Annotated in this window: 19 protein-coding genes; 3 read left to right on the forward strand and 16 right to left on the reverse strand. The window is 55.6% G+C overall.

Annotation, left to right across the window (positions count from 1 at the left end; translation table 11 throughout):
• Positions 1-2 precede the first annotated feature (2 nt).
• Positions 3-272 (forward strand): IS66 family transposase, encoded by a 270-nt coding sequence (locus FHS27_RS31015; RefSeq protein WP_246419246.1) that lies wholly within the window; start codon positions 3-5, stop codon positions 270-272.
• A 668-nt stretch (positions 273-940) separates the two neighbouring features.
• Here the strand turns inward: FHS27_RS31015 and FHS27_RS07730 are convergent.
• The 13 genes from FHS27_RS07730 to xylA form a co-directional block, all read right to left on the reverse strand.
• Positions 941-1,453, reverse strand: a complete 513-nt coding sequence (locus tag FHS27_RS07730) for a PDZ domain-containing protein (RefSeq protein ID WP_184303770.1) — start codon at positions 1,451-1,453, stop codon at positions 941-943.
• Position 1,454: 1 nt separating this feature from the next.
• Positions 1,455-2,606 (reverse strand): hypothetical protein, encoded by a 1,152-nt coding sequence (locus tag FHS27_RS07735; protein ID WP_184303772.1) that lies wholly within the window; start codon positions 2,604-2,606, stop codon positions 1,455-1,457.
• Positions 2,593-5,352 carry a serine/threonine-protein kinase gene (locus FHS27_RS07740; protein ID WP_246419248.1) on the reverse strand — a complete coding sequence of 920 codons (2,760 nt, stop codon included), beginning with the start codon at positions 5,350-5,352 and terminating at the stop codon, positions 2,593-2,595. Before FHS27_RS07740 ends, FHS27_RS07735 begins: the two co-directional genes overlap by 14 nt.
• Positions 5,345-5,977 carry a sigma-70 family RNA polymerase sigma factor gene (locus tag FHS27_RS07745; RefSeq protein WP_184303776.1) on the reverse strand — a complete coding sequence of 211 codons (633 nt, stop codon included), beginning with the start codon at positions 5,975-5,977 and terminating at the stop codon, positions 5,345-5,347. The genes FHS27_RS07740 and FHS27_RS07745 overlap by 8 nt, the downstream gene beginning before the upstream one ends.
• Before the next feature lie 374 nt (positions 5,978-6,351).
• On the reverse strand, positions 6,352-7,749 hold the full coding sequence (locus FHS27_RS07750; protein WP_184303779.1) for a BatD family protein: 1,398 nt from the start codon (positions 7,747-7,749) through the stop codon (positions 6,352-6,354).
• Positions 7,746-8,342 (reverse strand): tetratricopeptide repeat protein, encoded by a 597-nt coding sequence (locus FHS27_RS07755; protein ID WP_184303781.1) that lies wholly within the window; start codon positions 8,340-8,342, stop codon positions 7,746-7,748. The genes FHS27_RS07750 and FHS27_RS07755 overlap by 4 nt, the downstream gene beginning before the upstream one ends.
• Positions 8,339-9,268 (reverse strand): VWA domain-containing protein, encoded by a 930-nt coding sequence (locus FHS27_RS07760; RefSeq protein ID WP_184303783.1) that lies wholly within the window; start codon positions 9,266-9,268, stop codon positions 8,339-8,341. The genes FHS27_RS07755 and FHS27_RS07760 overlap by 4 nt, the downstream gene beginning before the upstream one ends.
• Positions 9,265-10,296, reverse strand: coding sequence for a VWA domain-containing protein (locus FHS27_RS07765; RefSeq protein ID WP_184303785.1), 1,032 nt, complete (start codon positions 10,294-10,296; stop codon positions 9,265-9,267). Before FHS27_RS07765 ends, FHS27_RS07760 begins: the two co-directional genes overlap by 4 nt.
• A gap of 1 nt (position 10,297) precedes the next feature.
• On the reverse strand, positions 10,298-10,780 hold the full coding sequence (locus FHS27_RS07770) for a DUF4381 domain-containing protein (RefSeq protein WP_184303787.1): 483 nt from the start codon (positions 10,778-10,780) through the stop codon (positions 10,298-10,300).
• Positions 10,777-11,745, reverse strand: coding sequence for a DUF58 domain-containing protein (locus FHS27_RS07775; RefSeq protein ID WP_184303790.1), 969 nt, complete (start codon positions 11,743-11,745; stop codon positions 10,777-10,779). Before FHS27_RS07775 ends, FHS27_RS07770 begins: the two co-directional genes overlap by 4 nt.
• A gap of 58 nt (positions 11,746-11,803) precedes the next feature.
• On the reverse strand, positions 11,804-12,763 hold the full coding sequence (locus FHS27_RS07780; RefSeq protein WP_184303792.1) for an AAA family ATPase: 960 nt from the start codon (positions 12,761-12,763) through the stop codon (positions 11,804-11,806).
• A gap of 297 nt (positions 12,764-13,060) precedes the next feature.
• On the reverse strand, positions 13,061-15,058 hold the full coding sequence (locus tag FHS27_RS07785; protein WP_246419251.1) for a glycoside hydrolase family 97 protein: 1,998 nt from the start codon (positions 15,056-15,058) through the stop codon (positions 13,061-13,063).
• Between the two features lie 709 nt (positions 15,059-15,767).
• On the reverse strand, positions 15,768-17,084 hold the full coding sequence (gene xylA, locus FHS27_RS07790; protein WP_184303796.1) for a xylose isomerase: 1,317 nt from the start codon (positions 17,082-17,084) through the stop codon (positions 15,768-15,770).
• Positions 17,085-17,236: 152 nt separating this feature from the next.
• Here xylA and FHS27_RS07795 point away from each other — a divergent pair, with 152 nt between their 5' ends.
• Positions 17,237-18,379, forward strand: coding sequence for a XylR family transcriptional regulator (locus FHS27_RS07795; RefSeq protein WP_184303798.1), 1,143 nt, complete (start codon positions 17,237-17,239; stop codon positions 18,377-18,379).
• Between the two features lie 41 nt (positions 18,380-18,420).
• Here the strand turns inward: FHS27_RS07795 and FHS27_RS07800 are convergent, their stop codons facing one another.
• Entirely contained in the window at positions 18,421-19,347 is a 927-nt protein-coding gene (locus tag FHS27_RS07800; protein WP_184303800.1) for an alpha/beta hydrolase, read from the reverse strand.
• Positions 19,348-19,621: 274 nt separating this feature from the next.
• Between FHS27_RS07800 and FHS27_RS07805 the strand changes: the two genes are divergently transcribed.
• A complete protein-coding gene (locus FHS27_RS07805; RefSeq protein WP_184303802.1) occupies positions 19,622-20,515 on the forward strand; it encodes an SDR family oxidoreductase in 894 nt (297 codons plus the stop codon).
• A gap of 74 nt (positions 20,516-20,589) precedes the next feature.
• Here the strand turns inward: FHS27_RS07805 and FHS27_RS07810 are convergent, their stop codons facing one another.
• Both FHS27_RS07810 and FHS27_RS07815 read right to left on the reverse strand, forming a co-directional pair.
• Complete coding sequence (locus FHS27_RS07810; protein ID WP_184303804.1) at positions 20,590-21,555, reverse strand: DUF4142 domain-containing protein; 966 nt, start codon at positions 21,553-21,555, stop codon at positions 20,590-20,592.
• A gap of 53 nt (positions 21,556-21,608) precedes the next feature.
• Positions 21,609-21,908, reverse strand: a complete 300-nt coding sequence (locus FHS27_RS07815) for a Rho termination factor N-terminal domain-containing protein (protein ID WP_184303806.1) — start codon at positions 21,906-21,908, stop codon at positions 21,609-21,611.
• Positions 21,909-21,942: the final 34 nt, after the last annotated feature.

Consider the following 21,942-nt stretch of genomic DNA (forward strand, 5'->3'; position numbering starts at 1 on the left):
ACTTGGAGAGTTTAAAAAGCTGCACACTGCACGCCGATGAAACAGGCTGGCGTGTGAGCGGCAAAACGCATTGGTTGCGATGCTTTGCGGGTGACGAACGCGTCTTTTACATGATCGATCGAAGTCGCGGGTCCCCGGTGTTACAGAAGTTCTTTGCGGAAAGCTTTAAGGGAACGTTGACCACCGATTTCTGGTCGCCGCATAAGGCGGTTGTGTGCGCCGACAAGCAGAATTATTGGCCGCATCCTGCGAGATGCCGCCGCGATCCGTGAGAGACACGGAGATCACCCGGAGTGGAAATCGTTCTCGCGTCGGTTAGTTGGTGTGTACCGTGACACCAAGAACCTGCAAAGCCAAAAGTTATCGACGAGCGAGGCAGACTATGATCTGACGGTTGGTCGCCTGGAACAGCGATTAGCAAGGACAGCTACTGCAACCACAGCGATCGTGGAGCAATGAGCCAATCGGTCTTGATGAATGTTCCTCGCACGCTCCGCCTCCGAGGGCACCAACCACTCGATAGAATTTTGAACGCTCTCGCGGACGACGCAAACACAGTCGCCATGCCGCCACTTCCGCAGAAAGCTGAACAGTTGCACTTTTTGAAACAATTGCTGCTGGTCCGTTCATCCCTTGACACCTCCGTGCGGGAAACTGGCTATCAACCTAAAAGCGGCTTGACTTCAGCAATTTCAACGCAATCCTTCGACCGAAACGATTTCAAGGTGCGATTGCCGTGCACCCCGTTTGCGTGCGTGGATTCAAGTTTTGGTAACCTCCAATACACACGTCAAACGCCGAGTGTTTTCGGCATTTTTTAATTGAGGCGAGAATCAAGCTTGGCTCAAATAAGCTCTCGACATCACAGAGCCCAGTCACGGTGATGCAGACGGCATTCAAAATGGCAGAACCAAACATCACGACGCTACACCCATCGAATTCAAAAATGGATTTGCCCGCGGGTGAGCCGGACATCTCTGTTCACCAACCGCATCGTTCGACGGTCTTGCACGAGCAGTCGCACCCATCCGTCATGGGAGGCATGTCGCTGTAACAACATGTCGATGGGATATCGCCTTCCGAAGACATATCCGACCTGTTGACCATTGATGCTGACGATACGATCACCGGGTTCGAGCCCCGCGCGGGCTGCCGCGGTGTTGGCATATACCTGCGTCAGTAAGTGACCGGTATCGGTGTAATGCCCGTACACGCCCAAGTACCATCCGCCGAAGTGCCCATGCCCACCTGGGCGTTCCTTGGGTTCAACAAAACCGCCGTTAGCGTCTCCCGACGGCGCGAACATTTCCCCGTTCCATTCAGGTTGGCGGACATCAGGCGCCGACGGCACCCCACCGTCGACAGCCTCGTCCGCCGGTGCCATCGAGGGCACTGCGAGCATCCATGTCACCGCCAAGAATCCGAAAAGCCGGGTCAGCGGATGTCTCGTCATTTCAGGTTTTCTCCGAATGGTTTGGTGAAGCGGGATCGGCAGGACGCCCGGCGTTACCGCGAGCTTGAAAAAAGCCACCACGTTGAGTGAGGATTGTTGATACGAAGATAAACGCAGCAAACTGAACGCCGCTGTGCCGCCCCGGAACCTCTCCCGGTGACGACAAGGATCGCTCATCGAACACGCCGCACACATCGATGTTTGCGGATGCGTTGGATACTACGGCCACTTCGGCGCCACTCGGCATCGGCACGTCTCCACCGATCGGGATCAAATCCGGCGCCAGTTCTGTTAACGCGTGGTCCAGCGCCGAGGCGACCGCCCAATCATCAACGCGTCCCTGTTCACCGAATATCTGGTCAGACGCGGCGAGGTCACGGTGAATCGCTTCGAGCGAAGGCTCCGACGACTCATCGAACTCCTTGGAACGTGCGACAACCACCGATCTCGTTCGCGTTTGCTGTGCGGTTTCCCGGATCGACAGATCGCGAGGCTCGAGCAACGACATTGCAACGAACGTATCACGCCGCACGTGGTCACCGAGTGATACGCGTGTCAACGAAGGTTCGTTACCGTCATCGGGTTCATCACGTTCGGATTCTTCACGTCCGGCGAAATAGTGAAACCGATCCAACTCGTCCGTGTCCGTCAACGTTGTCAGATCGGTTTTCGCCAGAGCCACCTTCTTGTTGGTGTGTGGAGTGACCACCGGCAACACAATCAATGGACTCTCGCCCGACGCAAACTCGTCCGCCTGATCACCCGAACTGCCTTCGTGTGCATCGCTAAACTGATTCTGGCCGAACTTAACCTGCTGATCGTTTTCATCTTCTTCGGCTTCGAGCTCGGTCGACGAGTCACTTGGATCGACAGGAATTTCGATATCGGTGCCCGGTTGTTCAGGCGGCGGATCAACCACCTTTTCTTCGACCGGCTGATCGTCGAGAACATCCAGACCGATACCGTGATCCTCGACGCGATAAGACGCACCGCTATCGGTTTCGCAATCGTCGGTCTTCACACTCCCACCATCGAGCACGTACGATCCGATGTTCATATCACCGGCGAGCATCAAGCGGCCTTCGAGCCGTTCGACGGAATACTGATGACGAATTTGTGGTCGATTTCGATGTTTCGTTTTAAGTAAAAACATAAACGCGTTCCTTGCATGACGCCGCGTGTGTCTTCATCACCGGCGGACCATCGCCGTCGGCTGATTTGATCGTTTCCTGCGTCGCTTCCGTTTGCTGTTTGAGTTGACGTAGGATCTGATCGAGTAGTTCGTTGTGTCGTTCGAGATATTGGCGATACCCTTGATGAAAAGGCGCCATTCGAACCGCCAAGGCCTGAAACTCCATCGCGTCGGTCAAGCGTTGAACGGCGTTGTCGAGTTTGCCTTGCTGCTGATCCAGGACGCCAAGATTGTGAAGAACTCCGGCGAACCGACTGAGCAGTTGAGGATCATGGGTTTGCGCCGCACATAAATCTCGGAACACTTTCTCTGCTTCAATGAATGCCGACCGAGCTTCAAGGTTCGTGCCGAGACGCCATAAAAGCTGTCCATGATTGTTATGGGCGATCGCGAGTTGTTGCTGCACGGCGACATCGGTCGGGTGGCTCTGGACCGCATCCTCAAACGTAGCGATTGAGGCCCGCGTCAATTGGATCGCTTCCTCGGTTTGTTGCCGTATCCCGAGCAGCGACGCCAAATTGCTTTGCGCGATCGCGAGTTGGCACTCCGGCGATAACGACGAGAACTGATTCTCGCCGGACATCACGGTGGCATCTTTGTCGAATCCGACAGCCAGCGAATCGATGTTGTCACGCAGCAACCGCTCGGCCTCCTCAGGATCACTCTCCATCAACAATCCGGCGAGCGTGTTGCGGCATTCAATCAGTTGTTGCCTCGTGTGCAGATTCTCCGGCGAGTCACTCGCATAACGATCCAGTTTGGCCTCGGCATTTCGTAGCCGCCGGGCGGCATTCTCGGTTTCGCCGCTTTCCCACAACAACGTCGCATAATTCGTTTGAGTCGCACCCCAGTGGGAAATCGCATCGACGGGCGCGTCGGTTGCGTCCATGACGCGTTCATGCAAAACAGAGGCGCGTTCATATTCGGCGATCGCTTCTTTGTAACGGCCGTTGGATTTGTGAAGGGCGGCGAGGTTATGGACGCTCAGCGCGAGATCCTCATGCATGACCGAATCGCCTTGTCCCTCGTCAATCAGATTTTGAAAACCATCGATTGCGGCGTGATAGGCGGCTTCGGCGGGCACGACGTTCCCCAGTTTCGACTCGGTCGCTCCCAACAAAAACTGAACCTTGGCCAACTCCGCCCGCAACCCACGATCCGTTGCGGCATACCGAACGAAGTCAACGTAGTAATCTCTCGCCTCAGTCAAAAGTTCACGACGCAGCTCGTCGGTCCCTTGAATCGATGCAAGACGGTCCGACATCAAACCGCCAAAACGCTCGACCGCGGAGTGAGCTTGGTCTAAATGATGCCGAGCCTCCTGAATCGCGAGATCTTTTTGACTGCTGTGATGCGAAACGATCGCGGTGGCGACACCGAATCCGACCATTGCCAACATCATGACCGCGAGGCTCGTCATCACGGTGGCGCGGTGACGTATCGCCCAACGAAACGCGAGATCCACACGGCTCGGTCGCCGAGCCAACGTCGGTTGCCCGTTGAGAAACCGGCGTAAATCTTCGGCGAGTTCACCGCACGTCGCATAGCGTTCATCCTTCGCTTTCGCGATTGCTTTGAGGATGATCGTTTCGAGGTCCATCGGGATCGCGGCGTTGATCCGGCGCGGCGCGACGGGCGTTTCAAACTCAACCGTCTGCAACAACCGTTGCCGGCAACTGCCCGCGAAAGCAGGCTGCAACGTGAGCAGTTCGTATAACGTGATCCCGAGAGAATAGATATCCGTACGATGGTCGACTTCCTGCGGACGACCGGCGATTTGTTCGGGACTCATGTAACGAGCCGTGCCGATCGCTTTGCCTTCCGCAGTCAGATTCCCCGCGTCGCGGCATCGGGCTAAACCAAAGTCCGCCACCCAAACTTTGCCCGCCGCATCGACGAGTAAATTGGACGGTTTGATATCCCGGTGAATCACCCCCTGTTCATGTGCATAATCGATCGCGTCGGCGACATCCACGAACATTTTGACAATCGCTCGCACGCCATCGCGTTCACGTACCGAGCGCAACGTCGTACTGCCGGCGCGATTCACAACCGTGGTCGAGGGCGGGTCAACCGTTTCAGTAAGCGACGTTACCGTCGACGAGATCGAATCACCGCTGATCGTTCGCAACTCGTCGAGTGTTTGTTCGAGCGTGTTCCCGTTGATCAACTGCATACTGTAGTAATGCACACCGCGTTCGCAACCGACCGCATAGACCGGAACAATATGAGGATGGTGTAGCGACGCGGCCGCGTGAGCTTCGTTGCGGAATCGCGAAACCTGGTCTTGGTTCAAAACCGCTGCGAAGGGCAACACTTTTAGCGCCACGCTTCGTCGCAGCGATAATTGCGTCGCTTCGTAAACGATCCCCATTCCGCCGCGTCCGATTTCACCTTGCAGCTCATAATCTCCCAACGTTGGCGGACGACTCGACGTTTCGACCGGATCAGCCGGTTTGTTCGCCGACCGAGACATCCTGCAAAGCAACTGCAGACTCTCGAGGTGGCCGCTCGCTTCGGCTTGCAACTCCGGATGAGCACGCAAAAACTCCTCGGCTGCTGTCTCGTCGCCGTTTTCTAAAACATTGGCATACTGATCGAGCAGTTCAGCGAGCAACTCCTGTAACTCTGCCGACGCCCCGTCTCCGGTACGGGCTTCGTTAATCGGAAGTCGTGGCAGGTCGAGAGTTAGCGTTTGATCACTCATGATTTTCATTACTCATCGCTTCACGAAGTTTTTCAATAGCACGCATCCACAACATTCGAGACGCCCCCGCAGAACGATTCATACGAATCGCGATGTCTGCGAACGTAAGGCCTTCGACGTGCCTCAGCACAATCACCTCGCGATATTCGGTAGAGAGTTTTTCGATCGCATTGGAAAGAACCGTCAAATCTTCTTGATGTTCGGCCTCCGAAGCAGGCCCTCGGCGGTGGACAGCGGTCATCGAATTCAACCGGGCATGTGACTCGTCGGCGGCCTGACGCAGCAGGTCTAAGGAATACTCCCGTCGGTAATCTCGCTTCGCAGCGAGCAAGTGTGTTTCAACCGCTCGGGCCGCATTGTTTACCAATATTTTTCGCAGCCAACCGGTGAACTCCGCCGTCGTCGTCCCCGCAAACTTAGTAAAGTCACGATGCGCCTCGAGCAACGACTCCTGCACCAAATCGGATGCTGATAGTCGGCCCCGAACACGCGGATCTAACTGGGAATGCGATAACACCTTGAGATACCCGATGTAACTAGCCAATAACGTCTCCAAACTCTCCGCGTCGCCGTTTCGCGCGAGTTGGAGCAGTTGGGTCGCGCGCCGTTGCTCGGTTTCGTTCACGTATTTCGGCCCGCTACTTTCCCAGGCCGCCTTGTCGGGAGTCTGTCACTGTGCCATCGTCGAATTTTCGCCATATTTTCTATAGCGGCTAGTGGCAGCGTTTTGGGAGCGGGTAACTTTTCCGATCGAGACTCGATTGTGAGCCCCAAACGGCCCGCTTAAATGCGACTCCCAAAGGCACGATTCGCCCCTCCCTGCTCGGGCCAAACAGGACACGCCGCGGCACGCCCGAATCCCAATCGAGACGTCGTAACGCCCACAAAAAAATCGAGACGTCAGCGTTGTTTTAAACTAAAATCGACTCTGATTTGCTTGCAATTCCATCCCACCAACGCACCATTTTCGGGCGCAACACCGTGACGAGCTCGGCGCGATCAATGCGACGGATTGATCGCGGGCAATGACGCCCGACTGCGTTGTCGTTGATGGTTTTCGCGACGTTTAACGGCTGCGTTAAATGCATGGAGCAACGGCGATCCCGACCAACCGCTCAACGTGCGTCCACTGGCGAACAGGTACGACGACAGTCGATTCCATTCGTCTCCGAAAAGATCTTCCGGTGACAACGGTTCATGTCGATCTGAATGAATGCGGCACCACGCCAGCACAGCGGCATAGGCGGCGCGAGCGTCGTTGGCTCGACACGCCGAACGGACTTCCCGGGACGCCCGCGCGGCGACACTGTGATACGACAAACGACGTGCCTCCACGATCCGCTTCACAGGTCGATACAACACCGCCAAAGCGACCAACAATGAAACGCCCATCGCCCAAGACGTGTATGGTTTCTCGGTCGGTGTCGTTGCCGCCGACTCAGACGATTGCTCACCAACGGGTAGCGCGGCGACGGTCAACGTAAGACCATCCAACGTGGTCTGTTGCAGCTTCTCCGCCTTCGGATCCCACCATGTGAACGTGAGTTCGGGCAACTCAAACGTCCCCGGCTTTTGGACCTGATACTTGATCGTGTCCACCCGCGATGCGTCGAGCTCTCCGCGAGTCACCTTGTCGACGACCTCTGGGTCCGATGTGTACACGCGAATTCCCTCCGGCGCCGCCGAACTCGCTGGTGACAACATAATCGAACTGGTCCCCGTAACCCGGCGCGTCACCGTCCGCTCGATCACATCACCTGCCTTCAAGTGAGCGAGCGAGTCTGGGGTCCAAGACTGTTCGCAGTTCAATTTTTCAGTCGCGATCACGACACCGAGCGAATCGGTTCCCGGCGGCCGTTTGGATTCAAACTTGAGTTCGCTCGTCGTCGCGTTGACCGATTTCACGTCCCCGACAAACGATTCTTTACCGCGAAAGCGAACCTCAAAGGGAGGAATCACGATCGTCCCGGATCGCTGGGTGTAGATATTAAATTCGTGTCGCTGCGTTAGAAACGATTCGTCTCCCACGTCCTCGCTTCCCACAACCGGATTGCCAATTTTGATAATCGATGTGCGTGACAATTCGGGAAGATCGAAAGACGCCGTTCCATCGAACGGGCCTGGCGAATAGAGCGTGATCACCATCAAGACCGCTTCGCCCGTCCACGCGGATTCCTTATCGATGGACGCTTTCAACGATTCCGCCGCACTCGCGGTTTTGGTCGATAAGATCAAACAAGCGACGCAAACGAAGCAAACGACGCGAATGCGGTCCACTCGCCACGGCCCAATTTTAAAGACAGGGGCCACACATCGTTTCATTGCGTCTCGCTGCAGCGAAATCGATTTCGTCCGGCATCGATGGATCGCGACGGTTGCGTTGGGAACCACGCTCATTGTTCTTTCTCCGGTTGCTCTTGATCGGAGAGTTGATAAGCAAATTTCGCTTTCAAGAAATCCGCCGGTTTGGTTTGCACACGCCGCAGCCACAACGCTTGCATCGCCGAATCAGAGATCGTTTCCGAATCGTCGACTTCGGTGTTTTGTCCTTCGGAGTCTTTCTTCTTATCAAATCGGATCTCGTCGGCCCCGAGTCGTTGATCTCCCATGTCGCCGCCTTCGTTGTTTAATTTCGCAGCCCGGGCGATCGCAATTTCCCGATTGACGCGTGCGTCTTCCCAGTCAGGCCTCAGTTTTAACGCGCGGTCATAGCGTTCAATGGCCGGTTCGTACTGACCGAGCATAACCAAACAATTGCCTCGGTTAAACTCGGCATCGGCGGAGGCAACTCGGGCAAACGACCGCTGCGCTTTTTCAAACTCACCCGCACGAAACCAGGCAACGCCTTTACGCATCGGGTCCCGGAATGCGGCGGCAGCATCAACGTATTGCTGCCGGTCCATCAACCGCTGGCCACGCTGATCAGGTGTCAGCCAAAGACTGCCCCAGGTGATGCCGCCTAACAAAACTACCAACGTTATTTTGTTCATTCAGATCGCTCCGACACCTGTTCGTCACGGCGGAATCCGGAAAGCACCCACAACGCGACAATCGGCACTAACCACCATCCCATCTCCGCCCACCGCGTGCCCGCTCCGTCGACAGACACCGCAATCGGTGTGTCAGCGATACGTCGAACAATCGTCGCGACGTCCGTCGTGTCGGGCGTGAGCAATGTTAAATCCGCCCGCAGGTTTGACGCGGCGTTTGCAAGGTCATCACGCTCGGGCGTTTCCTCCCGTGCCACGCCGAAAATCTCAACACTAACTCCATAGGAAGTTCGAAACTCTTTCAACGCCGACTCGGCGCCCGCCGGAACCGTATCAGCGACAACGACAATCGATCCCCCCCGGTCGCCTAGCGTTTTCATCGCCAGCGTCAGTGCGACGGCGAGTTCGTCACCGGGCGTCGGCATGATCTCGGGACCGATTTCCGCAGCCATCGTGGCGACCACTCCCGTGTCACGCGTCGGCGGCAAGACGAGATGGGCGGAACCGGCGTACGCGATCAAACCTAACGGCAGCCCCTTTCTGAGCTCCGCAAAGTCGGCGACTTTGAGCCTCGCCCGCTCCATCCGACTCGGTGACAAATCCGTTTGGTTCATCGTTTCGCCCGATTTCAGCAACAGCATCACAGGCACCGGATCATCGGCAAACGGAGACGGTTCGGGACGCCATGTTGGTCCCGCAACGGCAATTGCCGCGATCACCCACCCCGTTAGCAACGAGTAGGTTCTCCACTTCTGCCGCTGGTCTCGGTTAACCGTCGCCGCATCAAGCAGTTCGGGTGCCATCACGTCTTGCCAACGGCGAAACGGATTACCGAGCGTCCGCACCATCCACCAGACGCCGATCACCGCGGGCAAAAACAACAGACACCAGGGCCGAATGAAATGAAAACTACTGAGATCGTTCATAACTCCACGGTCTCCAATTCAAACGTTCGCGAATTGACTCGCAACCGCGTCGTCGAGGCCGTCAATCGTGCGTGCCGTGCCCGAGCGAGCGGCACCGCATGCGATAACAGAGAAATCACTAACGCGATGCCCAACGGCCAATAGAACAAATCATGCCGAGGCCGATGGCTCACCGTTTTGACGTCACGTGTTTCGACCTGATCGATCCGATCATAAATATCGACGAGCTGGTCCCGATTGAGAGCCAAGTAAAACTCCCCGTTGGTCGTCTCGGCAACGTCCTTCAACGCCTCTTGGTCGATCTGTTCTTCACCAACCGTCGTGGGGTCTCCAACGGCGATCGTGTAGACGGTGATGCCACGATCCCGCGCCACCCGAGACGCTTCCTCGGGAGGCACCGAACTCGCCGTGTCGTTTCCGTCGGTCAATGCGACAATCGTTTTGGTAGGCACGTCACTATTCTCAAATAGCTGAATTCCCAATCCGATGGCGTCGCCGAATGCGGTCCGTGGTCCAGCCATACCAACGTCCGTCTCATTGAGCAGTTGCCGACACAAATCCAGATCCGTCGTGAACGGCACTTGCAAAAAGGGTGAATTCCCAAACACCACCAGACCGACCCTGTCGCCTTCGCGTTGCGTCAGAAAATCGCCCACAACTTCCTTGACCGCGGTTAAACGATTTACCGTTTTCCCGGCCTCGTTGGTGAAGTCTTCGTGATCCATCGACCCTGACAAGTCCACGATCAAAAGCAAATCCCGCGTCGGAATGATTCGCTCCATCGGCGGTTCGAGCCACTGCGGTCGCGCCATCGCGATCAGCACCAACAGCCAAACGATCACCAAGATTCCAAACGACTTCGCATTGCCCTGATTGAGCGAAACGGGTGATTCACTCGACGCCAACAGACGTGAAAGAAATGGAACACGAACGGACGGGCGCCGCGACGATTTCGCAGGCACCCACCAATACACGACCAGGGGCAGTGGGGCGAGCACAAAGACCCAAATGTGTGCGAAAGTAAACATACTATCGTTCTCGCGTCTTCACGATCGACGCGTCCCCCTGACGAGACACTTGATGATGCCTGATCCAGCGGCTGGCAAATTCAACGAGGGCCGGTGTGCGAGCGGAGCCGTCTCGATAGACGCCCACCGAAATTCGATCGGCTACCTCATTCGGAACGGGAGCTCCTCCCGTCGCACTGAGCCAGTCACACCAATTTTTTCCCGAAAGCGATCCGACATGCGTTCGGTTGTCGGCACAGAGGGCCGTGCGTTTGAGCACCCCGACAATCTCCGCGTCACTCGATGCACGCTGCACTTCCGCAATCGCCGCACGTCGGTACGCATTCGCCTGCCATCGACACCACAACCTGTAGAGAACCACACAGCAACCAAACGCGAGAAACGCGATCACAAACCACCATCCAGGCGCGAGCGGCCACCACGACACAGGCGGTGGTTCGGCAATGTCTCGCAAGTTCTCGAGGCTGGCAGGGTCCGGAGTCATCGACGTTCCCCCAATGCGTTCAACAACTGGCTGACGATCGACTCGTGCGTGCAAATCGGCAAGACGGGAATTCGGATCGATCGCAGTCGACCACGAATTTCCTCCGCGAGAAGGCGAAACTGTTCGACATAGCGTTCGTTCACGCGAGCGGTCACGTTGACTGTTGTTTCGTGTGAACCGTCGGTGACATCCGCGCCACCATCAATCGGCAAGCTCGCACCGAGTGGATCGTAGACGAGCGTTGCCAGCACGTCGTTGTGACTGGCCAAACGAGTCGCATGTCGGTGGGTATCGTTGTCGTTCCCGAAATAGTCCGTGGCCAACACGACGAGATGGTCATGGTTGGCGACACTCACGGCGCGGCGGAGTGCCGCATTCAGTTTGTCAGGATTGGGGCGTCCTGAATCCGCTTTCAACAATCGATTCATACGAACCAGTTCGTGACAAATCCGCAGCACGTTTTCGCGACTCCGATGAGGCCTCACCTCCACGATATCATCGTCACCAAAGATGATCGCGCCCACACGATCACCCGAATTTAGTGCCGACCATGCCGCCAACGCGGCGAGTTCCGCTGCGGCGGTCGCTTTAGTCGTCCGCGCCGAACCAAAGAACATGCACGAACGCTGATCGACGACCAAGAGAACCGGTCGCTCACGCTCCTCGCTGTAAACCCGCACGTGTGTTTTTCGCAATCGGGCCGTCGCTCGCCAATCGATCGATCGGATATCGTCACCCGGCCGATAATCACGCAACTCTTCGAACGTCAAACCGCGTCCACGCAACCGTGACGCATGCCGACCACTCAACAAACTGCTAACCGGTTGATGAGGCAACAGCGAAAAACCACGTGCATCAAACCGCAGTCGCACGAGACTCTCGAGGGTCGGATAGACGTGCGTCGATTCGGCAGCGGACTCGTCACGTCCGGGAGCACTCTCCTTCGTCGTCAGTGATTTGAACATGAAGCAGCCTTGTGATCACAGATGCGTTATTCGATACCAGCTTGACTCACTCATTCCTTCAACCGACAGCGACTTTCTCGAGAACTTGTGCGACCACCCCTTCGCGAGTCATCCCCTCCGCATCGGCTTCGTAGGTCAGGTGAATCCGATGCGCCAAACATGCCGGCGCAACGGACTGCACGTCTTCGGGCGAGACAAAATCGTTACCACGCAGCCAAGCACGTGCCCGCGCGGCCGCATCCAACGCGATCGTCGCTCGAGGACTGGCACCGACATTGATCAACCGGGCCAACTCGTCACCATACCGCTTCGGTTCACGCGTCGCGATTACTAGATCAACAATGTACTGTTCGACCGACGGTTCGACATGAATCGCGTTAACTTGTTTCCTGGCCTCAAAGATCGCATCCTTACTCGCCCGCTCCGCAGTGGTTCGTTCTCCGGTGTTTTCGGAACGCACCAAACGCAAAATCTCGAGTTCATTTTCGGCCGGCGGATAGGGCACCTGGACATAAACCAAAAATCGGTCCATTTGAGCCTCCGGCAACGGATACGTCCCCTCCTGCTCGATCGGATTTTGAGTCGCCAAAACGAGAAACAAATCGGGTAAGCGATGTGTTGTCCCGGCAACGGTTACCTGCCGTTCTTCCATCGCCTCCAACAACGCCGCTTGAACCTTGGCGGGTGCTCGGTTGATCTCATCGGCAAGAACCAAGTTGCCGAAAATCGGCCCCTGCTGAAATTCGAAATCACCGGTCTGTTCACGATAGATTTCCGAACCGGTCACGTCCGACGGCAACAGGTCCGGTGTGAACTGCACACGGCTGAATTCACTCTCGATCAAGCTAGAGAGTGTCTTGATCGAACGCGTCTTTGCGGTTCCAGGCAACCCTTCCATCAACACGTGTCCATTGGCCAACAACGCTATCAACAACCGTTCAACGACGGTCTCCTGCCCGATGACCGCGGCATTCATCGCCGTCGAAATGGAATCAATCGCTTCACGTGGTGTCGTCATCTACTACGCCCCAACATCGAATAAGCCTTAGTCACATTACCTATCACCTGGAATCCACCCTCAGGCACTCCACGAGGATACCATTTCGCATCCCGACGCGATGCCCCGTCGCATATGGGCAACCACTATCAAGGGCGCGGAACTAGGCAACCATCCGTGTGAGTCAAGTGTTGGGCAAAATCAAGATCCAGCATCAACGACGTCGATAGTTTGCTGCTAACAAAAGCTAGGCCGACACTTTGAATTCCAACGTTTCGTCTGCTTTCTTCGCACAATACGACTTATTGCCCACCTGGATCATTTTTGAGATATCAGGACACAGTGCCCACCGCCTGCGGCCATGTTGGCTGAGATGACGTCACCCTGTTTGACTTCGATTTTTCGAACGCGATACGACTCACGGTTGGTTTGATAGTGCGCGTCCGCCCCATCCTCGAATAACGTCGCAACATATTGCACGTTGGGGTCGAGGAAATCGAGTTTGATCTGCAGCGTCCGCGGCTCCTCGTTGTTTGCCGATGCGATAAACCATTCACCTCCACTGCGGCGTGCCATCGAAATGTAGTGGCCGATTTTTCCGTCGAGCACACGCGTTTCGTTCCATGTCATCGGTAACTTACCGAGAAATTCAAACAGGTCGGACTTCGCTTCGTATGCCTCCGGACAATCTGGCAAAATCGCCAGCCCAGAGAATGTGATCATCACCCGAGCCGTTTCCGCAACAACGGTCGTATCAACATTCTTGAAGATTTTCGGTCGAACACTCGCAGGATCCTCCAGCGTGAACAAACCGTTGTTCATGTCGAGCGGTCCGGCCAACATGTTCACGAATACCGTTTCGCAAAACCCTGTTGGCGTGAACGTGCGAAGCGAATCCGATTGAGCGTGACAGAACTCGCGTGCAACATAGTTCGGGTACGTTCGCCGATCACCCGATGGCGGAATCGGACCATCGTGAAAATCGCACAACAAGTGATGTTTCGCGCACTGTTCAACAATCGAACACGTGTCGAGCACTTTTTGCTGGCCTTTGCCTTTCATGAATCCGTACTTGATCCCCGCTGCCCCCCATTTCTCATACAAAGCCAACGTTTCGTCGAACGGGAAATTCAAGCGCGCGATATCGTTGATATACAAGATGATCCCAACATCCCTGTCTCTTGCATACTGAATCAGTTCAGGAATATCGGTCGGGTCGGCCCAGTCGGATGGCGGAGCCTGAGGTTTCAGATGCGGCTTATTCGGATCGGGCTGCACCAACAGATAATCGCGGCTGGTTGTCGGATCGGACGAGGCTTCAAATTCCAAACCATACCAACCGGCATCCAGAACCAAATAGGCAACACCGTGTTTGGATGCGAAGTCGATAAAACGTCGCCAGCTTGGCATGTCCAGGCCGTACGTAAAACCGTCATCCGTCTGAGCCCCCCACGCACGCCAATCCCACATCGCAAGACCAGGCTTCACCCAAGAGGGATCCTCCAATTGGCAAGGCGGATTCAAACAATAAGTCACCGGCGAAAGCAAGAGATCGCCCGGAGTCGAGGCCACCTGCACCACTCGCCAACTCGTCGCTGCTCCCGTTTCGATGGTCGATTTGGAGAAGGTCCCACGCAACGCGTATTCTCCCTCGTTCGATGAAACGAGGTCCATCGGCGCAACGTCATAGATCGCTGCTTCCATGATTGCGGTGAAAAGGTTTGGTCCCAACTCACTGACAAACGGCAACTGTGCAGCGGTTCCCTTTTTCGCACGAAACTTGCTGAGCGGTTTGGGTCCCTCGGGATCGTGTTCGCCCGCGTAACACCAACTCGTCGCATCCCGAGGAAACACGAATTCCGTTTGGTCGTCTGACAGAGAAATCCGTTCGTCGTAGCCACCCTCTTTGGGGAACACATATCGCACCGCAAGTGCCTGATCGTACGCACGAGCTTCGATTCTCAGCGTCCTGCGAGGAGCGTCATTTTCAACCAGCGTCCACGTCAACGAACGACAGTGATCTGCGTACTCAGCAAAGTTGCCCCACGTCGTTTTGACCGTCTCGTTGGCGGAGCCCATCTCGACAGAAACCGAATCGAACGACCCGAACGCTTGGTCAGTTAGCTTGACTCCCAGTCTCCCTTTTTCGAGAACGGCGGTGTCGTTTGCCTGAATCGACCAGAACGGAATGCCATCGGTGAGCGTGAACTCACCCGCGAGCTCGCCACTAGGACTTTCCAGCCGGATCGTCTCAGCGGCACTTGGCACGCAGATGATTGCGAGAGCAACAAACAGAATTCGGGCAGTTGCGTTCATGGTGACCATCGGAGTGAATACAAAAGGGTGCCTGTACCTTTTAGAGGTTTCTGTCGAGGAGTTGCCAGTCGTTCCTTGGCGAATCGAACTCCGCGGGAGCCCGAGTGACGCGAGGGCAGTTCGGTAAATCAATGCGAGCAGATCCAAAACCACCACCGTGCGAATCAGGTAGCAGCATCGCTGCTTCCCGCGTGCGGGTGGTCGTCGAAGCGAGCATGACGCATTGTGGACACACGCTAGGAAGCGGTGGCTCGTCGAACCGGAATTCAATCCTTCATGTCCGTAACACACCTCGCTCAGGCACTAACTCTTGCAGAGTTACGAATCAGATCGGGTACAAAACGTCTTCCTGCGTTCCAATACGCATCGAGAATCGTTGAGACTTTTCACGGCAATCAGGCCACTATCTTACTCGCCGCATTTTGATGCGAATAGTGTCGAGCCCCGATCACTCTTCGTCGACTCGGCGGATGCGCGTGCAAACCAGACACCCTGAGTCCATACACTTGCAAACCCAATTAATCAGTAGACTTGCTCTCGGTTTCTCGTCGCTTTTTGTTCATCGCTCTCGCCAACGCGTGTGAGGCAGGGACTTCAACACACGCACGAGACCCGGGATCGCAGGCATTCTGCGGTCGCCCCGTTAGCGCATAAAAAAAGGAAGGCCACTTGGGCCTTCCTTTCCATGTTTGCTTGCTACGTTTTCGTACTACGCGTTGTCGACGTAACGGTTGACAATATTTTCGAGCAATTCTTGACGTCCGCTGGTGTTGGCCGCCGCTTCACCTTTTTCGAGCATCAGCTTTTCGAGTTCGGCGAACGAAACATTGCCGGCTTCGATCTTCTTGCCGAGATCACCATTCCAACTGCTATAACGCTGATCGACAACGTTCTGGATCGCTCCGTCTTCAATAATCTTTGCGGCAATCTTCAGTCCGCGTGCGAACGCGTCCATGCTGCCGATGTGAGCGTAGAACAAATCGATCGGCTCGAAGCTTTCGCGACGCACTTTGGCATCGAAGTTCACTCCACCGGGTGCCAAACCATACTTCAACAAGACCAGCATGGTCTGCGTTGTCAGGTAGTAGTTGGTGCCGAACTGGTCAGTGTCCCACCCGAGCAACAGGTCGCCCGTGTTCGCGTCGATGCTGCCCAACGCACCCTGCATCCCGGCGTACTCAAGTTCGTGCATCATTTCGTGACCGGCGAGCGTCGCGTGGTTGGTCTCGATGTTCAGCTTGAAGTGATCCATCAGGTCGTAGGTTCGAAGGAAATTCAAACAGGCGGCCGCATCCGAATCGTACTGGTGCTTAGTCGGCTCTTTGGGTTTCGGTTCGATCAAGAACTGTCCGGTGAACCCGATTTCCTTCGCGTAGTCGACGGCCATGTGGAAGAACTGACCGAGGTGATCTAGTTCCCGTTTCATGTCGGTGTTGTAGAGGCACTGGTAACCTTCACGACCACCCCAGAACACGTAGTTTTCACCGCCGAGTTCCTTGGTAACTTCGAGTGCCTTCTTAACCTGAGCGGCTGCGTAGGCGAACACTTCGACGTTGCATGTTGTTGCGGCACCGTGCATGAAACGAGGATTGCTGAACATGTTCGCTGTTCCCCACAGCAACTTCACGCCCGTGCGTTCTTGTTCCTCTTTCAACACTTTGGCGACGGCATCGAGGTTCGCATTGGATTCCGACAAACTCGCCCCTTCCGGAGCGACGTCGCGGTCGTGGAACGCGTAGAACGGGGCGTCGAGTTTTTCGAAAAATTCGAACGCGGCTCGTGCGCGGTTGCAGGCGTTTTCGACCGACTCGCTGCCGTCATCCCATGGTCGCTGCATCGTTCCGCCGCCGAATGGATCCGATCCCGTTCCCCGAAACGTATGCCAATAGGTCACGGTGAAGCGAAGGTGCTCCTTCATCGTCTTGCCCGCCACGACTTCGTCCGGGTTGTACCAACGAAAAGCGAGCGGGTTGTCCGATTGCGGACCTTCGTACTGGATCTTAGAAACTTCGGGAAAGGCAGTCATAGGTTTCTCGGCTCGGTTGGGGAAGACGTTTCCGCATGGGGAGGGACACTCATTCAGAGGTATTGAGCATCATCATGACAGTCAAATATCGCGTTCCAAGTAGATATCGCGCATAATGCCAGAGAAATTTAACACGCCCTAAAAGGATCGCCATGGGTCGAAAATCCGTCGCATTGTTGATCGAGACGTCCAACGGCTACTCCCGCGGCCTGTTGGAGGGCGTGATCGCCTACACAAAAGAACGCGGTCATTGGTCAGTCCACCTAACGGAACAGGAACGTGGTGCGCCCCCCCCGGCGTGGCTACAGAATTGGAAGGGCGACGGCATTATCGCGCGGATCGAAACAGATAGTATCGGTCGAGAATTACGAAAATACCGCGTTCCGATCGTCGATCTCAGCGCCGCACGTCACGTCCGAGGGGTCCCCTGGGCCGACACCGAAGACCGAACCATCACGCAGCTCGGCGTTGACCATTTTGTCGAGCGAGGGTTTCGGCATGTTGCCTACTGCGGGGACGCCGGTTTCGCATGGTCGCGGAAACGTGGTGAACACTTCGTTCGCCAAGCTCGCGCCGCCGACTGCACGGTTCACCAATTCGAATCGGTCGGCCGATATGACGAAGCCTACGACCTTGCGATCGAACAACGCCGAATCATCGACTGGCTGAAAGAACTGCCTCGTCCCATCGCCATCATGGGATGCTATGACTTCAAGGCTCAACAAATTCTTGACGCCTGTCGCCAACTCGAAATTTCCGTTCCAGCCGAGGTTGCGGTGCTGGGTGTCGATAACGACCGGCTGATCTGCGAAATCTGTGAACCGTCACTTTCGAGCGTCATCCCTGACACGCAGCGGACCGGGTATGAAGCTGCCGATCTATTGCACCGCATGATGAGCGGAGAACAAGTCGCCACCGAACAACCGTTAATCACACAACCGCTCGGCGTCCAACTGCGTGAGTCAACTGACACACTCGCGATTGAAGACAGCGAGATCGCAAAAGCGTTGCAATACATTCGCCGACATGCCAACGCAAACATACGCGTCGGTGATGTCCTGCGGCACCTCTCGCTCTCGCGTCGCGCCCTCGAACACCGTTTTAAAAAGTACGTTGGCCACACACCGCACGAAGAGATTCAACGGGTGCGAATGAACCGCATCAAAGAACTGCTACTTCAAACGGATTTATCGATAGGGGAAATCGCCGATCGCACCGGTTTTGAATACGTCGAATACATGGCTGCTGCCTTCAAACGAGAAACCGGTCAAACACCGACCGAGTTTCGCGGTTAACATTTCGTCTTATTCGCGATGTCACCGTAACGCGAAGCGGATCACGGTTCCGGTTTGAGGTGCCGAATAATGAATTCAGCGGCGAATTGTTGGATCTCAGGCAACGTCGGCTGCAGATTCTTGCCTTTGAAACTGTGGCCGCCGTCCTTCACGACCAACATCTCAACATTCGCGTCAATCTTCTCGGCAACCTCGAGCATGTACTGCGACGTGGCGATCGGCAACACCGTATCGTTATCGCCGTGCAAGATCAGAACTGGAGGTGATGACATCGTGAGATACTCCACCGGACTGAGCAGTTTTGCCATATCCTGTTTCTCTTCATACGGGCCACCCAAAATAGGCGCGAACTTCGCGGAGTCCTCGAACGCACTCCCTTTGAACAAATCAACTCGGATAAACGACGTCGCGGGGTAGTAGGACGCGATGCATCGAATCGTTGGATCAAAGCCCTCGAGCGATGGGTCACCCGCGAACAGTTTTCCCGGAGCGAGCCCCGTCATCAGCGACAAATGACCACCCGCGGAACCTCCCCACACACCGATACGCTCGGGGTCAAAGTGATACAACTCGGCGTTCTTCACCAGAAATCGGGCGGCATCTTTACAATCGACCACGCTATCGAAGGCAGTTGCCTTTCCGACTCGCGATAATCGGTACTTGATGGTTGCACACGCGATTCCCCGCTCGAGCAGCAATCGGAGGGTTCCGACAAAGGAACTCTTCAACACCGCGTACTTGTTTCCACCACGCCATCCGCCGCCATGCGTGTAAAGCATGACAGGCATCGGCTGCGACTGCCTTTCTTTTGGTAAGAACAGAAGCATGTCCAGCTTCTGACCGTCGACCGTTTTGAAAACGATGTCTTTGACGGTATTAAATTCGGCCAATTCCTTTTCAGGCGAACTGGCGGGCGTCCCAGCAACGCAGGTTGCCGAGAGGCATAGAAAAACAAAAAGACTTCGCATGGTTCTAAATATCGGTGAGTGGGTGCACGTTCTCATCGTCGACCACAGAGACGACAACGCGATCGGACGGAACTCCGATTCGTGTCTAAGATCACACGCAGATTCTAGCTCCGCAGAAGAACTCGTGCACGACGAAGGTAGCCGTACAGCCTAATTGCGATCATACCCATGCTGACACTGAGCCTCGTTGAAACGGCACACGATTCGCAAACCGCGTCTCGTTCGAGGATGAAGAATCCTCTGTATTCAACGAACACACTCACGGAGAACCACAGTGGCAAATAAATCAAAAGAACGAGGCAATTCCGACGAGGACCAGCAGCGTCCCGCTCAATCTCAAGACCAGCAACCGGGCAAACAAGACGAAATGCAGCCCGAACCGATTAGCACCCGCGATGATTACGTTGGCAGTGGGAAACTACAGGACGAAGTCGCAATCATCACCGGCGGCGATAGCGGGATTGGCCGCAGCGTCGCGGTGCTGTTTGCTCGCGAAGGAGCCGACGTGTCGATCATCTACCTCAATGAGCATGCCGACGCGAAAGAAACACAACGATTGGTGGAAGGCGAGGGACGTAAGTGCTTACTGATCCCCGGCGATGTGGGTGATCAAGCTTTTTGTGATCGTGCGGTAGAGAAAACAATCGAGGAATTTGGTCAGCTCGATGTGTTGGTCAACTGCGCCGCCGAGCAACATCCGCAGAAAGAGATCGAAAGAATTACCGAAGAACAGTTGGTCGATACGTTTCGCACCAATATCTTTTCTATGTTCTATCTTTGCCAGGCTGCCGTCCCCTATCTAAAGAAGCAACCAGGCAGTTCGATCATCAACACGACCTCAGTCACGGCATATCGAGGCAGCCCGGGTTTGCTGGACTATTCAGCAACCAAAGGTGCGATTGTCAGCTTCACTCGCTCTCTCTCACAAAACCTCGTCGATGACGGCATTCGAGTGAACGCCGTTGCACCTGGTCCGATCTGGACGCCACTCATCCCAGCAACATTTCCCGCTGAGAAAGTCGCGAAGTTCGGCAGCGACACTCCGATTGGAAGGGCAGGACAACCTCATGAATGCGGCGGCTGTTATGTCTTTCTTGCCAGCAAAGACGCGTCGTATATAACCGGACAGGTCCTCCATCCGAACGGCGGCGAAGTCATCAACGGGTGATCATTCGCCAAAAAAAGGCGGGCACCGGAAGGAGCCTGCCGTCTTTTTAAAGCAATCCGTCAACCCGCGGTTTGCTATCGCGACTCACTTGCAACGCGGCGTGCAGGAGTGTTTGGCTTGATTGCGTCCATTACCTCGTTGGCCTGCCGCTTGTGCTCTCGGATCGCATCGACAGTCTCTCGGAGCATTTCAGACAGCTCACCGGAGGCACGTTTCGATAGAAGCTCGAGCGTGGCCTCCTGCTGAATATGGGACGCTACCAACATCCCCACAAAGGATGCGTCAAACTCATACCCCTGACGCTGACGAAGATCTTCTTTCGCCGCATTCGCAATTGCCTCGGACACGTCTCGGTGCATTGCGATCCACGAAACGCCACGCCGCCGAGAGCGATCATTACTCAGTTCGCGGTCAATGCTTTCACGTGCGTTCTCGATCGCGTCCTCTGTACGATCTGCGACGCGTTCAACACCGTCCTCCAATCGATCGACAATATTTTCTAACGGCCGTCTCACTCCATCAGCATCGCGCCGCGCGTCGCGAATGACTTCCCGACGCTCCTCACCTACCTCATCGGCACGGTCTTCCGCGGCGTCGAGTCGGCGTTGCTGTTCTCGCTCGATTTGGTCAGACGTGCGAGCCCAAGTCGGACGAGTCCGCCATGCCGCCGGGGGTGATAATTTTTCACTGATTTTCTTGTGGTCTTGAATGACAGTTTCGGCGAGTTTGCGAACCTGATCTGATTGCGTGTGGTCAAGTCCAAACGTGGCGAGATCAATCAGCGACTCCTGATCGACCATAACCCAAGCGGCGATCTGTTGGTTCGTCCGATCAGTGACATCACCGTTCCCGCGGCGGCGTTGCGTGCGGTCGGTAGATGTTTGCCGATTCGCATCCACGTCAACATCCACACCCGATGCACGGACGTCGACGCCAGATGCCCCCGCTTGCACATCAACGTCTTGGGCGACGACGGGTCCCGCCAATGCGAGTGAGAGTGGAACAACAAGAACCCGTCTTAGTTTGCGATTCAGTGCCATGAGATTGTCCTGTGGTTGATATTCAATTTGCCGAACTTGCCTACGCGGCCGGTTCATGAATTGGAATGACGGATCGCCGCGACGAGTTCTGCTTTGTTCATCTTACTGCGGCCATCGATATTCAATTCGGCCGCACGATTCCTAAGCTCGTCAACAGTTCGATCCTCAAGAGAAGTATTGGGATTGCCGGCCCCCTGGGTCCGTTTGTTCGGCGTGCGACCTTCCTCCCGTCGTTGCTTGTTGACAGTTCGCGCTGCGATCTCCTCTGCACGATCCTCCGACTTGCCTCGGTCGAGCTGGCTATCCTTGATATGCTCGTACTGTCGTTCGTCTTTGTCTGCCCATTCGGGCATGATCGTTCTCTCTGCGATCGTTCTCTCTGGTTGT

Source organism: Aporhodopirellula rubra, assembly GCF_014192335.1.
GTDB classification, from domain to species: Bacteria; Planctomycetota; Planctomycetia; order Pirellulales; family Pirellulaceae; genus Rhodopirellula; species Rhodopirellula rubra.

What these genes read in the sequence shown, in the direction of transcription:
- FHS27_RS07730 (WP_184303770.1), bottom strand. Translation starts at nt 1,453, where the DNA reads ATGACGAGACATCCGCTGACCCGGCTTTTCGGATTCTTGGCGGTGACA.
- FHS27_RS07735 (WP_184303772.1), bottom strand. Translation starts at nt 2,606, where the DNA reads ATGTTTTTACTTAAAACGAAACATCGAAATCGACCACAAATTCGTCAT.
- FHS27_RS07740 (WP_246419248.1), bottom strand. Translation starts at nt 5,352, where the DNA reads ATGAGTGATCAAACGCTAACTCTCGACCTGCCACGACTTCCGATTAAC.
- FHS27_RS07750 (WP_184303779.1), bottom strand. Translation starts at nt 7,749, where the DNA reads ATGAGCGTGGTTCCCAACGCAACCGTCGCGATCCATCGATGCCGGACG.
- FHS27_RS07755 (WP_184303781.1), bottom strand. Translation starts at nt 8,342, where the DNA reads ATGAACAAAATAACGTTGGTAGTTTTGTTAGGCGGCATCACCTGGGGC.
- FHS27_RS07760 (WP_184303783.1), bottom strand. Translation starts at nt 9,268, where the DNA reads ATGAACGATCTCAGTAGTTTTCATTTCATTCGGCCCTGGTGTCTGTTG.
- FHS27_RS07765 (WP_184303785.1), bottom strand. Translation starts at nt 10,296, where the DNA reads ATGTTTACTTTCGCACACATTTGGGTCTTTGTGCTCGCCCCACTGCCC.
- FHS27_RS07770 (WP_184303787.1), bottom strand. Translation starts at nt 10,780, where the DNA reads ATGACTCCGGACCCTGCCAGCCTCGAGAACTTGCGAGACATTGCCGAA.
- FHS27_RS07775 (WP_184303790.1), bottom strand. Translation starts at nt 11,745, where the DNA reads ATGTTCAAATCACTGACGACGAAGGAGAGTGCTCCCGGACGTGACGAG.
- FHS27_RS07780 (WP_184303792.1), bottom strand. Translation starts at nt 12,763, where the DNA reads ATGACGACACCACGTGAAGCGATTGATTCCATTTCGACGGCGATGAAT.
- FHS27_RS07785 (WP_246419251.1), bottom strand. Translation starts at nt 15,058, where the DNA reads ATGAACGCAACTGCCCGAATTCTGTTTGTTGCTCTCGCAATCATCTGC.
- xylA (WP_184303796.1), bottom strand. Translation starts at nt 17,084, where the DNA reads ATGACTGCCTTTCCCGAAGTTTCTAAGATCCAGTACGAAGGTCCGCAA.
- FHS27_RS07795 (WP_184303798.1), top strand. Translation starts at nt 17,237, where the DNA reads ATGGGTCGAAAATCCGTCGCATTGTTGATCGAGACGTCCAACGGCTAC.
- FHS27_RS07800 (WP_184303800.1), bottom strand. Translation starts at nt 19,347, where the DNA reads ATGCGAAGTCTTTTTGTTTTTCTATGCCTCTCGGCAACCTGCGTTGCT.
- FHS27_RS07810 (WP_184303804.1), bottom strand. Translation starts at nt 21,555, where the DNA reads ATGGCACTGAATCGCAAACTAAGACGGGTTCTTGTTGTTCCACTCTCA.
- FHS27_RS07815 (WP_184303806.1), bottom strand. Translation starts at nt 21,908, where the DNA reads ATGCCCGAATGGGCAGACAAAGACGAACGACAGTACGAGCATATCAAG.